The sequence below is a fragment of the Candidatus Syntrophocurvum alkaliphilum genome, assembly GCF_009734445.1.
Lineage (GTDB): Bacteria > Bacillota > Syntrophomonadia > Syntrophomonadales > Syntrophomonadaceae > Syntrophocurvum > Syntrophocurvum alkaliphilum.
Genome location: NZ_CP046457.1, coordinates 988,389 through 1,003,230, shown reverse-complemented (window position 1 = coordinate 1,003,230; position 14,842 = coordinate 988,389). Strand labels below are relative to the sequence as shown.

The window sequence follows — 14,842 nt, the reverse complement described above, 5'->3', positions numbered from 1 at the left end:
TATTACCGAGGTGTATTTATAGCTATGAATAAAGTTAATATTCCTTCTTATCTTTCATTATTTAGTACTGGAGAATTAAAAGAAAGGACTTTAAAAGTAAAAGAGCAATTAAAAAATTGCAAATTATGTCCGCATAATTGTGAAATTAATAGGTATGAAGAACAAGGAGTTTGTAAAGCTCAAGATAAAGCAGTCATTGCAAATTATGCCCCACATTTTGGTGAAGAACCAATTTTAGTTGGCAAAAATGGTTCGGGAACAATATTTTTCAGTTATTGTAATATGAGTTGTGTGTTTTGTCAGAATTGGGATATAAGTCATAAAGGGGAAGGTATACAAGTAAGTAATAATGAATTAGCTCAAATTATGATTAAGCTACAAAAATCTTACTTGTGTCATAATATTAATTTAGTCACCCCAACTCATTTTGTGCCACAAATTATAGAAGCAGTATTAATAGCTTGTGAAAATGGTCTAAATATTCCCATTGTTTATAATTGTGGAGGATATGAATCTGTAGATACCTTAAAAATGCTTGATGGTATAATAGATATTTACATGCCTGATTTTAAATATCATTCTAATGAAATGGGTGCTAAATATTCAAAAGTAAAAAATTATTCAGAATCAGTAAAAGACTCATTAAGAGAAATGGACAGACAAGTTGGGGGAGTAAAATTAGACAATAAAAATATAGTTTATCAAGGTTTATTAATTAGACATTTAATGCTTCCAGAAGGTTTAAATAATACATTAAAAATATTAAGATTTATAAAAAATGAATTAGATTCAGATTGTTTAGTAAATATTATGAAACAATACTATCCAGCTTATAAATCTACTCAATATAAAGAATTAAATAACATGCTTAATACATGTGAATATAAAGAGGCAATTGAATATGCAAGGGAACTAGGAATAAAGTTAATAAACTAAGTTGTTTTAACCGTAATTTCTATCACGTCATTTATTACTTTATGGTGTTCTTTGATTATTTTTTATAAACATGTTTGCTCAGCCGATTCCATAGTCTAAGTTTAGCTTTTTGCAGTGGAATCAAACATTAATATTAAAAAATATTAACAGCATTGTATTGATATGTTATAATGATTGAAATAAATAAAATAAATGGTCAGACTTTCATGTCGGGCTCTTATGAGCAGCAGTTTATGCGGGACTTCAATTTAAATTGAAGTCCCTTTTATTTTTTAGGGAACTTTATTATTATTAAGAATATCATTTTAATAGGTTTTAACTATTAGTTAGGAGGAAATAATGAAAAAACTAACTAGCAAAACTACTGATTTTTTAATTTTAAAATTTTTAAAAACAAATAAAGATGAAAATATTACTAGTCCAGATGCTAGGAAAAAAATTGGTTACTTAGAAGCTATTATAAGTATAATAATAAATTTATTTTTAGCTATAATAAAAGGTTTTTTTGGTCTAATGATAAATAGTATTGCATTATTAGCAGATGCTGTTCATACTGCGTCTGATGTATTAACTTCTTTAGTTGTTATTATGGGTTTTAAGTTGTCTGCTATGCCTGCCGATGATAAACATCCTCATGGACATGGAAGGATAGAATTTTTAACAACTTTATTTATTTCAATGTTATTAATATACATAGGGGTCCAATTTGCTATAAATTCATATGAAAGATTTGTTGAAAATACAGTGGTAGCAGGTTCATATCTTGTAATTGCTATAATGATATTTGCTGCACTTTTAAAAGAATGGTTAGCACAATTATCTGTAAACTTAGGAGAGAGAATCAAATCTACAACCTTAATAGCTGATGCATGGCATCATCGAACTGATGCAATAGCATCCATTATGGTAGCTATTGCAATTTTAGCATCACAATTTGGATATTATAGAGTTGATGCTATATTGGGATTTGCTGTATCTTTACTTATTATTTATACTGGATTGGTAATACTAAATGAATCTATATCAAAAATAATTGGTGAAACTGACCATGAAGAGATAGAGGAGATTGAAAAACTTGCAATGTCGATTGAGGGAGTTAAAAATACTCATGATATATTAATGCATGATTATGGTGCTCATAAAAATTATTCATTACATATAGAACTAGATAAAAATTTAACAGTAGAACAAGCTCACCAAATCGCAGATAAGGTTGAAAATTTAATTGAGTCAAAGAAAGAATCTAAAGTTATAGTACATGTTGATGCACATAAAAAGGTAGACACCAATTAAATATAAAACCTTCTTTAGGTAAAACTTATTAATACTTTTGATTTATACGGGGAATAGTATTTATAAGTTTATAAAGGAGGTTATGCAAATGGAAAGATTAATAGGATATTTTGAAGAGCACAGTTCAGCTGAAGAAGCGGTTAAAGAATTAAGAGATGGTGGATTTACAGAAAACGAAATATCCATTATAGCTAGAGAAGGTGAAGGTGGAGGTGGCCAAGAAGGCGGTGGCTACGATGACCAAAACCTAACAGATGGTACACTTACTGGTGGAGCTATTGGTGGTATTGCTGGTTTAGCACTAGGTGCAGGTGCACTTTTAATACCAGGAATAGGACCAATATTAGCTGCAGGTCCTTTAGGTGGCGTTCTTGCTGGAGCTGTTACAGGTGGAGTAGCTGGGGGATTAATTGATTATGGGATTCCAGAAGAGCGTAGTGAACATTATGAATCAAAAGTAGAAGAAGGTAAAGTATTAGTTGTGTTAGAAACAGATGAAAATACCGCAGAAAGAGCTGCTGAAACTCTAAAAAATTATGGTGCTAAGGATGTAGAAGTACACTAAATATTTTAAAAAAACAGCTGATTTTGATAATCAGCTGTTTTTTTTTGAATATTTTTATGTATTGGTTTTCTATAAAAAAATTAGAGGTTACAATTATAAATAACTAAACAAGGTTTTGTTGTGTGAAAAATCTTAAAATAGTATAAAGGAAGAAATTAATATTAAAGGTGGTATATATGAAAACTTTTAATATAGGGAGTATACCAATTAAATCATGGACTTCTAATATTGAAGAAGGTGCAATGCAACAGGCGATAAACCTTTCTAAACATCCATTTGCATATAAACATATAGCAATTATGCCTGATGTGCATGAAGGATATGGAATGCCAATTGGAGGAGTATTAGCAACTAAGGATGTAATAATTCCAAATGCAGTAGGTGTAGATATTGGTTGTGGGGTAATTGCATTACAAACAGATAAAAAAACTATAACTCAGCATGAAGTAAAAAACCTTATTGAAACATGTAGAAAATTTATACCTTTAGGTTTTAAACACCATAAAAAACCTCAGCTATGGGATGGTTTTGACAATGCACCGAATTTACCTATAATAAACCAAGAAATAACATCTGCAAAAAAGCAAATAGGTACCCTTGGAGGTGGCAATCATTTTATTGAATGTCAAAAAGGAGATGATGGATATATTTGGTTAATGGTGCATTCAGGAAGCAGGAATATTGGACTTAAAGTAGCAAAATACTATAATGATGCAGCAAAAGAATTAAACCGCAAAATTAACTCATCTATACCTAAAGAATATGATCTAGCATATTTACCATTAAATACAGAACTAGGAAATGACTATTATAATGCAATGAATTTTTGTTTAGAATTTGCTCGGGCAAATAGAACAAAAATAGCTTATAAAGTCTTTGAAATATTTATAGATATAGTAGGGCCAGTCAAAATCCAACAAAAAATAGACATTCAACATAACTATGCTGCTGTAGAGGAGCATTTTAATAGCCAACTAATTATTCATAGAAAAGGTGCAACAAGTGCCAAGAAAGGACAATTAGGGATTATACCAGGTTCAATGGGAACGGCTTCATATATTGTGAAAGGATTAGGTAATACTGAAAGCTTTATGTCATGTTCACACGGTGCAGGAAGGGTAATGAGTAGAAAAAAAGCTAACAAATGTATAACTGAGGAAATGGCGAATGAAGTAATGAAGGGTATTTATTTTGGTTCATGGAAAAATGATTACTCAGAAGCACCATTAGCATATAAAAACATTGAAGATGTTTTGAAGCAACAAACGGAATTAGTTAAAAAATTAGTAAAATTAAAGCCTTTAGGAGTATTGAAAGGTTAGGAGGGTTAGGGTGAAATTATCGTTTGAACAATTTGCGGATTTAACTGAGGATATAATTAACACAATTCCTGAAAAATTTTTAATAAATTTAAATGGAGGTTTTTCATTACTGCCTGATAATAAAAAAGAAGATGGTCTTTACATAATGGGTGAATATATTGAGAATGGGTTTATGGGAAACTATATAGTTATTTATTATGGTTCTTTTTGTTCAGTATTGAAAGAAAGCAATGAAAAAAAATGGGAAGAAGAAATTAAAGAAACAATACTTCATGAGTTACAGCACCATATAGAATCATTAGCAGGAGTAAATTATTTAGAAGAACAGGAATTAAAAGAACTTATAAACATGCGCCCCAAAAAATAACTAACCTTTTATTACCAGTGTATTCTACTAAATATTGGTTCTACTGAAAGTTAGGCTAATTTTAGCTACTTGCAGTGAAACTACTATATAATTAATAAAAAGGAGGCGTTTGACTGGTGTCTAAATTTAAATTTCAAAAAGAAGATGCAGTATTATTAGTAATTGATTTACAGGAAAAACTGATGAAAGCAATGAAGGATAAGGAGAAGGTGTATAAGAATACTAATTTGTTAGTAGGTACTGCTGAAAAATTTCAAATACCTATTATAATAACAGAACAATATCCTAAAGGTTTAGGTCCTACAGTAGAAGAAATAAATCAAGACATTGATTGTACCTATATTGAAAAGATGACATTTACAGCTTTAATTGAAGAAATGAAAAACAAATTAGCAGAATTAGGTAAGAAAACAATACTTGTGACCGGTAGTGAAACACATATTTGTGTTTTTCAAACAGTAAGAGATTTATTAGAAGATGATTATAAAGTTTTTGTTGTTAAAGATGCAGTATGTTCTAGGTTTGATGAAAATTATGAAAATGGTCTAGACCTAATGAAAGAAGCTGGTGCAGTTATAACAAATGCCGAAACCATTGTTTTTGACATATTAGAGAAGTCTGGAACCCCAGAATTTAAAGCTATATCATCATTACTTAAATAATTTTTTATAAAGTAATAGTTTTGTTTCTTGTAAAAGTTAATAAATTATTTGAAAAAAGCTAAAGGTTTTAGACTTACAGCTAAACCTTTAGCTTTTTAGTTATGATAAATATATTTACAGTATATAACAAAAATTGTTTTAAATTAAATTTATTGTGTAATAAATGTATAATGTAATATATAACATTATGAAATGAGTGAATATAATGTCCAAAATCCTTGTTGTTGATGATGAAAAGACATTGGTAAAAGGAATAGTTTATAACCTAGAGCAGGAAGGTTATGAAGCTTTTGGAGTTTATGATGGTGAACAAGCATTAAAAGAAGCTAAAACTGGAAAATATGATTTAATGGTATTAGACCTCATGTTACCTATTATAGATGGATTTACGATTTGTAGAAAAATTAGAGAATATTCAAAAATGCCGATAATAATGTTAACTGCTCGGGGAGATGATTTAGATAAAATTGCTGGCTTGGAAATGGGCGCAGATGATTATATGGTAAAACCATTTAATATACGTGAACTAATAGCTAGAATAAATTCAGTCTTAAGAAGAAGTGTAACACCTACTGAAAACTTCAAGAATGGTAATTTAATAGTAGATATAGCAAAGCGTACAGTATATAAGGGAAACACAGAAATAGAATTAACAAGCAAGGAATTTGATTTATTAAGTGTACTTATAAAAAATTCAGGAAGGGTTTTTTCAAGAAGTCAATTAATAGATTTAGTTTGGAATATGGAGTATGCTGACGAAAGAACAGTTGATGTAAATATTCGTAGATTAAGAGAAAAATTAGAAGATGACCCGCGACAACCAGTATTTATTCTAACTAAATGGGGAGTGGGCTATTATATGAGGGAGTTGATGTGATTGTTTCAGTAAAATAAGATGGAAACTTCTTTTTACTTATATTGTTGTAATTTTACTTATGACTGCCTCCTTAAACATTTTTATGGTACGAGCATTAGAAAACATGACTATAGAAAACAAAGGAAATGATATAATTTCATCAGCAAACTTAATAGCTTCAGATAGTGCTCATTATATGAATAATAAAGATTATTTGAGCTTAATATCTGAAGAATATGGGGCTAAATATAGAAGTAGAGTATTAATATTTGATGAAAACTCTATATTATTAGCAGATTCATTTAATGATCAAAATTTATTAAATAGGCAATTAGAATACCAAGAGGTTGTATCAGCATTAAGAGGAAATAGTGACTTTAATATTTATAATCTAGAGGATAATCAATGGGCTATTTATGGGGCAACTCCAATATTAAAAGGTGACAAAATACAAGGAGCTGTTTTAATATCTGCTTCTGCTAATGATATATATAATGTTATATATGCTATAAGAGTACAAATTCTTTGGGTATCATTATTTGGAATTCTAATAGTTGGTGCTATAAGCTTTTGGTTAGCATCTAGAATTACTGATCCCATTATTAATATATCTTCAGCAGCTAATCGTGTTAAAGAAGGTGAACTAGGATTAACTGTATCAATTAATAACAATGATGAACTAGGCGCATTAGCTGATTCATTTAATAATATGAGTAATTCATTAGAAGCCTATGATTTAGAAAGAACAAAGTTTTTTCATAATGCATCTCATGAGCTAAAAACTCCGTTAAGTTCAGCAATATTACTTACTGATTCTTTAATTAATGATTTTGAAAAAAATAAAGAAATTAGAAAAGACTTTTTAGCTGATATACGGGACCAACTAGATAGACTAGATATGTTGCTAAAAGACATATCATTACTTGCTAGATATGATGATAATAAGAGACTTACTAAAGAAGTTATAAATATTAGTGATTTATTAGAAAATGTTGTAACTACTATAAAACCAATTTGTAAACATAAAAATTTAAACCTTATTACTAATATAATTAATAATCAAGAAATAGTAGGTAACAAAAAAGAATTAACTGAGGCTTTAATAAACATTGCTGAAAATGCAGCTAAATATAATTATAATAATGGAACTATTGAACTTTATAACCAAGATAGAGATGGTTTTGTAGAATTATTTATTGTAGATACTGGTATAGGCATTCCTAAAGAAGACATAGATTATGTATTTGATAGATTTTATCGTGTGGAAAAAGCTCGTTCTCGTGACCAGGGAGGAACTGGATTAGGGTTGAGTATAGCTAAAGAAATAATAGAAGCACATGGGGGAAATATACAGGCTAGTAGTGAGGTAGGTAAAGGGACTACAATAAAAGTATCTATTCCTGTTAATAGTTGATAAATTAAAATAATCAGCTATTTGCAGTGAAACCTTTACTTATGTAATAATTCTGTAATAGTTATCATTTATAATTAAATGAAAACTGAAGGGATGAGATTTAAATGAAATTAAGAGTAGTTTTATCACTTATATTACTTATAGTGTTTGCTGGTTTCATAATGGGTTGTAATGGACAGACTAATGCAACAAATGATCAACCACCTCTAGAACCATATGAGGATGAATCAGAATTAATTACTGACGAAGTCGTTTTATATTTTAGTGATGATCAAGCTATGTATCTGGTGCCAGAAAAAAGAATGGTTACAGGTAAAAAAAATGGGAAATATCCATTTCCTGCTGGAGCAATTGTATTAGAACTTATACAAGGTCCAAAAAGTGAAGAATTAAGACCAACTATTCCTCCTGAAACAAGACTTCTTGCTATAGATATAGTTAATGGAATTGCTAAGGTAGATTTTACTGAAGAGTTTAGAACCAAACATTGGGGAGGAACAACAGGAGAAACAATGACTATACTATCTATAGTAAACTCACTTACGGAATTAGAAGAAATAGAAAAGGTTAAGTTATTAATTGGAGGAGAGCAAATAGATACTTTAGCAGGACATTGGTACTTAGGTGAACCTATTCAAAGAGATGAATCAATTATAAAATAAACAAAATTACACTTAAAATAAGTAAAGGCTATAAAAAGTAGAAGCAAAAAAATTATTGACAGACATTAAAAAAACCTTTAAACTGTATAATTAGGTGCTAAAAATCAATATTCACCTATTGGCATTACTTATTGTAGGTATTGCCTTTATTTTTGTGTTTTTAAATTTAAAGGAGTGGACGAAATTGTTAGAGAACCTAAGAAATATTGGCATAATAGCCCATATAGATGCAGGAAAAACAACTACAACTGAAAGAATACTTTATTATACTGGGCTAACTCATAAATTAGGAGAAACTCATAATGGTGAAAGTATAATGGATTTTCTACCGTATGAAAAAGAACGTGGAATAACTGTTGCTTCCGCAGCTACTAAATGCGAATGGAAAAACAAGGAAATAAACATCATAGATACACCAGGGCACGTGGATTTTACTGCTGAAGTTGAAAGAAGTTTACGTGTTTTAGATGGTGCAGTAGCTATATTCTGTGCTAAAGGTGGGGTGGAACCACAATCTGAAACCGTTTGGAGACAAGCAGATAAATATAAAGTCCCTAGAATTGCTTTTGTAAACAAGCTTGATGCAGTAGGTGCAGATTTTTATCGAGTAATAAACCAAATAAAAACTCGTTTAGGGTCTAATCCTATAGTAATTAACATTCCTGTATTTAGTGGTGATGATTTTATTGGAGTTATCGATTTAATTAATATGAAACAATATAGCTTCTCAGGAGAATTAGGTAATCAAGTAATAGAGACTGATATAGAGAATAACTATTTAGAGGAATCAGCAGAATGGAGAGAAAAATTTATAGAAAGTATTGCTGAATTAGATGAAGAAATACTTGAACTTTATTATAATAATGAAGATATTCCTTTAGAATTAGTAAATAAAGCTTTAAGAAATAATACCATAAACAATAATTTAGTACCTGTGTTATGTGGAAGTTCATATCGTAACATAGGCGTTCAACCATTGTTAGATGCTATAGTTAACTTTCTTCCTTCACCACTTGAAGTTAATTCAGTTGATGCTCATGAACTAGAAACAGGTAATATTGTTGATGTAAATATAAATCAAAATACCTTTTCTGCACTGATTTTCAAAATAACTGTTGATAGACATGTTGGTAAACTTGCCTTTGCAAGAATATATTCTGGAAGAGCTAGCTCTGGAAGTCATGTATATAATTCAACCAAGGAAAATAAGGAAAGAATAGGTAGAATTATAAAAATGCATGCTAATCATAGAGAAGAATTAGAAGAACTAAAAGCTGGTGATATAGTAGCGTTAGTTGGGCTTAAAGATATAAATACTGGTGACACTTTATGTGATGAAGATAATCCCATATTATTGGAATCAATAGATTTTCCGGAACCAGTAATTCAAATAGCTATTGAGCCAAAAACTAAAACTGATCAAAGTAGAATTTCAGAAGCTTTAAATAAAATAGTATCTGAAGATCCTACTCTTAAAATACTTTATAATAAAGAGACTGGCCAAACATTAATTTCTGGAATGGGAGAATTGCATTTAGAAATTATAGCTGAAAGGTTAGCAAAAGAGTTTAAAGTAGATATAAATATAGGGCAGCCTGAGGTATCATATAAAGAAACTATAACTAAAGAAGCGGAACAATCTATACGTTATGTAAAGCAGACTGGTGGAAAAGGACAATTTGCACATGTAGTTTTAAAACTTGAACCTAGTGATGACTTTGAGTTTGTTAATAAAATTGTTGGAGGAGCTATTCCTAAAGAATATATTCCTGCAGTTGAGGCTGGTGTAAAACAAGCCTTAAGAGAAGGAGTTGTAAAAGGATATCAAGTTGTAAATGTTAAAGCTACCTTATTAGATGGATCTTATCATGAAGTTGATTCATCTGAAATGGCATTTAAAGCAGCTGGTTTGAATGCTGCCAAGGAATGCCTAAAAAAGGCCAAGCCAAAATTACTTGAACCAATTATGCAATTAGAAATTTCAACACCAGAGGAATTTACAGGTAATATTATAAATAATATTAATAATAGAAGAGGTAGATTAAACTCTATGGAATCCGAAAATAATACTCAAGTTATTAAGGGTTGTGTTCCACTTGCTGAATTATTTGGTTATTCAACAGTATTACGTTCATTAAGTCAAGGAAGAGCCGGATTTTCAATGTGCTTTTCACATTATGAAGAGAGTAAAAATGTTGCTTCATAAAAATTAAAAAATTAAAAAATAAAAAAATAAGACCTTTAGTCTTTTCTAGAGGTCTTTATTTTTTCTAAATTTTTATATAACTGGTTACTAAGTGAATTTAAAAATTCAGTTTTATTGTTTCGTGTTAATGTATTCAATTTATCTGCTATGCTTGATAATTCTTTATACCCATACAGACCAGCTGTGCCTTTAATGTCGTGTGAAATACTTTTAATATTTTCTAAATCATTATGTTCTATTGCATCATATAATTGGTTTAATAATTCTTCCATACTTTCTATAAATTCAGGTAACAAATGAGCTAATAAATCATGATTATCATTTAAATTATTCTTACTTTTATCGCTTTTAACAAACATTCGTAGTGCTTTGTAAAGTTCCTTAAAAGATATAGGTTTAGATAAATAATAATCACATCCAGCTACTAAACATTTATTTGTATCATCTTCGGAGGCAAATGCTGTAAGAGCAATTACTGGAATATTATTATAATTATTGTTATTTTTGATATGTTGTACTGTTTCATAACCATCCATTACAGGCATTTGCATATCCATTAATATTAAATCATAATCATTTGATTTTTCCAATATTTCCAAACACTCTTTTCCATTGCTTGCAATTGTGACATTAAAGTTAGCCTTTTTAAGCATATATGAAATTATTTTTTTATTGACTTCATTATCTTCTACTAAAAGAATATTTTTAAAATAAATTTCAGTATTTATTATGTTATCAGTATTTGCATTCATTAATTCTTCTTCTGGTTCAGCACCAATTTTAAAAGGAATTAAACAAAAAAACTTAGTGCCTATGCCCAATTCACTATCTACCCAAATTTTACCCCCCATCATTTCACATAATTGTTTACAAATGCTTAATCCTAAACCAGAACCTATGTTTATATTATTTTCAGCTTGGTGATATGCATCAAAAATCTTTTCTAGTTGGGTTGGGGGAATGCCTTCTCCAGTATCTTCTACAGATATTAAAACCCATATATTGGATTTATCATTAGTAGTTTTTTGATAATGAGATGCAGCAATTTCTATATAGCCATTATCTGTAAATTTTATGGCATTGCTAAGGAGATTAACAATAATACGTTTTAATTGCAAATCATCACCTATTAAAAACGATGGGACACTAGAGTCAATTTTTGTTATCAACTCTACATTTTGTGGTTTAACCCTATCATCAATTGTACTCATACATTCACTTATAAGATCAGATAAATTAAATGTATTATTATTTAAATTAATATTACCAGTTTCAATTTTAGAAAGATCTAAAACATCATTAATTAAATCAAGTAATTGCTCACTACATTGTTGAATAGTTGAAACTAATTCTTTTTGATAAAAAGTTAAATTTTCTAATTTTAAAAGGTCATTAGCTCCTACAATTCCTATCATAGGGGTTCTAATATCATGGCTAATTTTAGCTAAAAATGCAGTTTTAGATAAATTAGCAATTTCAGCATCTTTACGTGAATTAATTAAAGCAGTAAGATCACTTGCTATAGCAATGGTTCCAGACAATGTATCTTCAGAAGTACGGAGTGGAGCACCTGATATGCGGGCATATTTAATTTCTCCGCTTTTAGTGGTGAATTCAATATCTTGTTGCCAGTATTGGTTTTGGCCAATATTATGATATATTAAATTGGTTAAATCTTTATTATAAGATGGAATAAAATTTAATAAATTGCGATTAAGTACTTGTTCCCTACTAAATTCAAATAACTTTTCAGCCCCAGCATTCCAATAGGTAATGATATTGAATTCATCAGTAACTATAATACCTTCATTTACATTTTCCAACAAATTTGTCTGATAACTTATTTTTTCTTGTGCTTGTTTTATTTGACTTAAGTCTTGAATAACTGTATAACTTCCAATTATATTACCATTAACATCTACATAAGGCGTTGGATTAACATAAGTAGGTACTTTTTTTCCAGACTTAGATAAAAAGCTTAATTCATAGCTATCATTCAAGCCTTGGAGTCTTTTCTCGATATTTACCAACAATAATTCTTTATCTTTTTGCGTAGCTACCAATTCTAAAATATTTATATTTTCTAATTCTTCCACTTCATATTCTAGGATATGAGCAAAAGCTGAATTGTAATCTAGTAGCTTAAGACCAGAATCAACAATAATAAACCCATCGTTCATTGATTTCACTAAATGTTTATATTTATTAGCTGATAATTCTAGATGTTTCATATTATTTTGTAATGATTTTTCATTTTGTACTCTTTGGGTAACATCTACACAAGTAATTTGTAAAGCATATTCTCCATTATATAGAAAGGAGGTAATGGTAGTATCAAAGATAAAAATTTCACCATTTATTGATTGGAGTTCTAATGTAATTGTGTCACAAAAATTGCTTTTTACTTCCAAACTTTTTTTTGTTATTTCATAATATTGGTCTTTGGAAGAAGGGGTTAAAATATCGTAGATTCTTAATCCTTTTTTAAAATCAATTTCGTTGTAGCCGAGTATATCTTTTAAGTATTGATTTGAATAATAAATATTATTTAAGTCATGAATTAAAATACCAAACATCGCGCTTTCAATTAAATGACGATATATTTGTTCATTTTCATGATTATTTTGCTCTATTAAAAAGTTGTTTTTTTCCATTAGTATGCTACTCCCTCCGAAATACCTTTATACATCTATGTATTATTTCGTCGAAATTGCTCTGTTTCCTTTTTCACATAAAAAAAATAGTACTTTTTTGCAAAAAATACTATTTAAAAAACTCAGTTTTGATTTTACTGCTTAAGGCTGAGCAAACATGTTTATCTAAGTCCCGAATAGCAAGGCGTGGTGTATAGATCACAGCTAAGTATAAATAAAAATCATTTAAGATAAAAAGTGCTAAGCTAAAATGAGGGTAAAGACCGATGAGTGGCGTGATAAACATGTTTGCTCAGCCGATTCCATAGTCTAAGTTTAGCTTTTACTTGTTTGTAGTTACTTTTTGCAGCAGAATCAGTTTTAGATTATTCAAAATACAAATCATTAACTATATTTTTTAATTCATCAACAGATTTATCAGCTTTAAGTATAGCCTGATATTCATTATCCTTTACTTTAATTGTCCAACTATAAATATTATGTGAATCTGAATAAAATTTATCACAAAAATTACTTGTATGTGACTTTATTAAAAGTATAAAGCTTTCTTCTTTACTTTTATACTTGTAAAGTATTTGTCCGTTGTTGGGTACATTTTTTACAAGTTTATAATCATTAATTTGTTCTGCAGGAACAGGAAAATTTATTAAGTGTTCACTGCTTTCTTTATCATCTGTCGTCATTATCCCTAGTCCTTTAGGGGCTGAATCTAAATCATTTTGCATTATACTTACAGATGATTCTTCTGGTTTTTCATCTTTTTTTGGAGCAGGAGGTGATTTTTCATCTACTGATTCTATTTTTTCACTAGATTGATGTTGATCAAATATATTTACATCTGATAGAGAATCTTTATCTGGCGAAACACTTCTAGAATCTTCTTTATCAATCATTTCAGAACCATTTTTAGTTTCTGATTTGCTTTCTACATCAGTTAAAGTTCTAATGTCATCATTTAATAAAAAGTATTGTGGAAAGGCTAAATATATGATTAGTAAAACTGTAGCAGCAACAGGAATAACGTATGGTATTTTAAAATTGTTTTTTAATTTATCTAATAAAGTATTGTTATGACTAAATTCTAATTGTTGTTCTGGTAAATTATTAATCACCTTATTATTGAAATCATCATTTAGTTTAGGAATTTCATGGGGATTAGCTAACTCATCGTTTTCAGCTAATGTTAATAAAACCAAATTATTGCATAAATTACACTCTTTTAAATGATTTTCTATATCATTTGCAATTTCAGGTGGTAAAATTCCATCACAATAATCATATAAGTGCTTTTCAACTAATTTGCAGTTCATTAACATACCCCCCTTTCTTCCCATCTTTTTGTTAACTCTTTACGTAATGCTTTCCTAGCACGGTGAATTTTAACCTCTACATTTTCTTTACTAATTTCTAATGCTTCAGCAATTTCTTGATTAGTCATCTCAAGTTGATACCTTAGAATTAGTACCAATCTGTAGTTTTCATTAAGATTCATAATGGCATTATTAATTTCTTTACTTAGTTCTTTTCTTTCTAAAAATTGTTGAGGATCTCCAAAAGTGTTAGTAGTATGTGTATCATATTGTTGAGTATATGTTTCATCAAAATTCAAAGTAACAATTTTCTTTTTTTTGCGTAAGGAGTTTATACATGTATTAACAGCAATTCTATGTAACCAAGGACTAAACTTTTTAGTTTGATCAAATTGATATAATTTTTGGTATACTGTTATAAATATTTCTTGAGCAATATCTTCGGATTCTTGATAGTGACCTATTATGCGATAAACTATACTAAATACGGAATTTTTATAGCGATCTATTAGTTCTTCAAATGCGGTTAAATCACCTTTTAGGGTACTTGCTACAAGCATCTCATCTGTATTCAAGTTATTCAGCTCCCCAAGTC

At 29.2% G+C, this 14,842-nt stretch carries 13 protein-coding genes; 10 read left to right on the top strand and 3 right to left on the bottom strand.

What is annotated here, in order from left to right:
• Nucleotides 1-24: 24 nt before the first annotated feature.
• The 10 genes from SYNTR_RS04920 (at nucleotide 25) to fusA (ending at nucleotide 10,283) form a co-directional block, all read left to right on the top strand.
• Nucleotides 25-936, top strand: a complete 912-nt coding sequence (locus tag SYNTR_RS04920) for a radical SAM protein (protein WP_156203483.1) — start codon at nucleotides 25-27, stop codon at nucleotides 934-936.
• Nucleotides 937-1,275: 339 nt separating this feature from the next.
• Nucleotides 1,276-2,229: a cation diffusion facilitator family transporter gene (locus SYNTR_RS04915; protein WP_156203482.1), complete on the top strand. Its 954-nt coding sequence runs from the start codon at nucleotides 1,276-1,278 to the stop codon at nucleotides 2,227-2,229.
• An 88-nt stretch (nucleotides 2,230-2,317) separates the two neighbouring features.
• Nucleotides 2,318-2,794: a DUF1269 domain-containing protein gene (locus SYNTR_RS04910; RefSeq protein ID WP_156203481.1), complete on the top strand. Its 477-nt coding sequence runs from the start codon at nucleotides 2,318-2,320 to the stop codon at nucleotides 2,792-2,794.
• A 176-nt stretch (nucleotides 2,795-2,970) separates the two neighbouring features.
• Nucleotides 2,971-4,116, top strand: coding sequence for an RtcB family protein (locus SYNTR_RS04905; RefSeq protein ID WP_156203480.1), 1,146 nt, complete (start codon nucleotides 2,971-2,973; stop codon nucleotides 4,114-4,116).
• Nucleotides 4,117-4,126: 10 nt separating this feature from the next.
• On the top strand, nucleotides 4,127-4,483 hold the full coding sequence (locus SYNTR_RS04900) for a metallopeptidase family protein (RefSeq protein WP_156203479.1): 357 nt from the start codon (nucleotides 4,127-4,129) through the stop codon (nucleotides 4,481-4,483).
• 116 nt (nucleotides 4,484-4,599) lie between these two features.
• A complete protein-coding gene (locus SYNTR_RS04895; RefSeq protein WP_156203478.1) occupies nucleotides 4,600-5,145 on the top strand; it encodes an isochorismatase family protein in 546 nt (181 codons plus the stop codon).
• A gap of 205 nt (nucleotides 5,146-5,350) precedes the next feature.
• A complete protein-coding gene (locus tag SYNTR_RS04890) occupies nucleotides 5,351-6,022 on the top strand; it encodes a response regulator transcription factor (RefSeq protein WP_156203477.1) in 672 nt (223 codons plus the stop codon).
• An 82-nt stretch (nucleotides 6,023-6,104) separates the two neighbouring features.
• Nucleotides 6,105-7,415, top strand: a complete 1,311-nt coding sequence (locus SYNTR_RS04885) for a sensor histidine kinase (RefSeq protein ID WP_197079204.1) — start codon at nucleotides 6,105-6,107, stop codon at nucleotides 7,413-7,415.
• A 104-nt stretch (nucleotides 7,416-7,519) separates the two neighbouring features.
• Nucleotides 7,520-8,077, top strand: coding sequence for a GerMN domain-containing protein (locus SYNTR_RS04880; protein ID WP_156203475.1), 558 nt, complete (start codon nucleotides 7,520-7,522; stop codon nucleotides 8,075-8,077).
• Between the two features lie 184 nt (nucleotides 8,078-8,261).
• Complete coding sequence (gene fusA, locus SYNTR_RS04875; protein WP_156203474.1) at nucleotides 8,262-10,283, top strand: elongation factor G; 2,022 nt, start codon at nucleotides 8,262-8,264, stop codon at nucleotides 10,281-10,283.
• A 35-nt stretch (nucleotides 10,284-10,318) separates the two neighbouring features.
• Here fusA and SYNTR_RS04870 read toward each other — a convergent pair whose 3' ends face one another.
• From SYNTR_RS04870 to SYNTR_RS04860, 3 genes are all read right to left on the bottom strand, one after another.
• A complete protein-coding gene (locus SYNTR_RS04870) occupies nucleotides 10,319-12,937 on the bottom strand; it encodes a PAS domain S-box protein (RefSeq protein ID WP_156203473.1) in 2,619 nt (872 codons plus the stop codon).
• Between the two features lie 365 nt (nucleotides 12,938-13,302).
• Complete coding sequence (locus tag SYNTR_RS04865) at nucleotides 13,303-14,247, bottom strand: anti-sigma factor family protein (RefSeq protein WP_197079203.1); 945 nt, start codon at nucleotides 14,245-14,247, stop codon at nucleotides 13,303-13,305.
• On the bottom strand, nucleotides 14,247-14,822 hold the full coding sequence (locus tag SYNTR_RS04860) for an RNA polymerase sigma factor (protein WP_156203471.1): 576 nt from the start codon (nucleotides 14,820-14,822) through the stop codon (nucleotides 14,247-14,249). Before SYNTR_RS04860 ends, SYNTR_RS04865 begins: the two co-directional genes overlap by 1 nt.
• Nucleotides 14,823-14,842: the final 20 nt, after the last annotated feature.

Coding starts and splice junctions, on each gene's coding strand:
- SYNTR_RS04920 (WP_156203483.1), top strand. CDS start 25: ATGAATAAAGTTAATATTCCTTCTTATCTTTCATTATTTAGTACTGGA.
- SYNTR_RS04915 (WP_156203482.1), top strand. CDS start 1,276: ATGAAAAAACTAACTAGCAAAACTACTGATTTTTTAATTTTAAAATTT.
- SYNTR_RS04910 (WP_156203481.1), top strand. CDS start 2,318: ATGGAAAGATTAATAGGATATTTTGAAGAGCACAGTTCAGCTGAAGAA.
- SYNTR_RS04905 (WP_156203480.1), top strand. CDS start 2,971: ATGAAAACTTTTAATATAGGGAGTATACCAATTAAATCATGGACTTCT.
- SYNTR_RS04890 (WP_156203477.1), top strand. CDS start 5,351: ATGTCCAAAATCCTTGTTGTTGATGATGAAAAGACATTGGTAAAAGGA.
- SYNTR_RS04885 (WP_197079204.1), top strand. CDS start 6,105: ATGGTACGAGCATTAGAAAACATGACTATAGAAAACAAAGGAAATGAT.
- SYNTR_RS04880 (WP_156203475.1), top strand. CDS start 7,520: ATGAAATTAAGAGTAGTTTTATCACTTATATTACTTATAGTGTTTGCT.
- SYNTR_RS04870 (WP_156203473.1), bottom strand. CDS start 12,937: ATGGAAAAAAACAACTTTTTAATAGAGCAAAATAATCATGAAAATGAA.
- SYNTR_RS04865 (WP_197079203.1), bottom strand. CDS start 14,247: ATGAACTGCAAATTAGTTGAAAAGCACTTATATGATTATTGTGATGGA.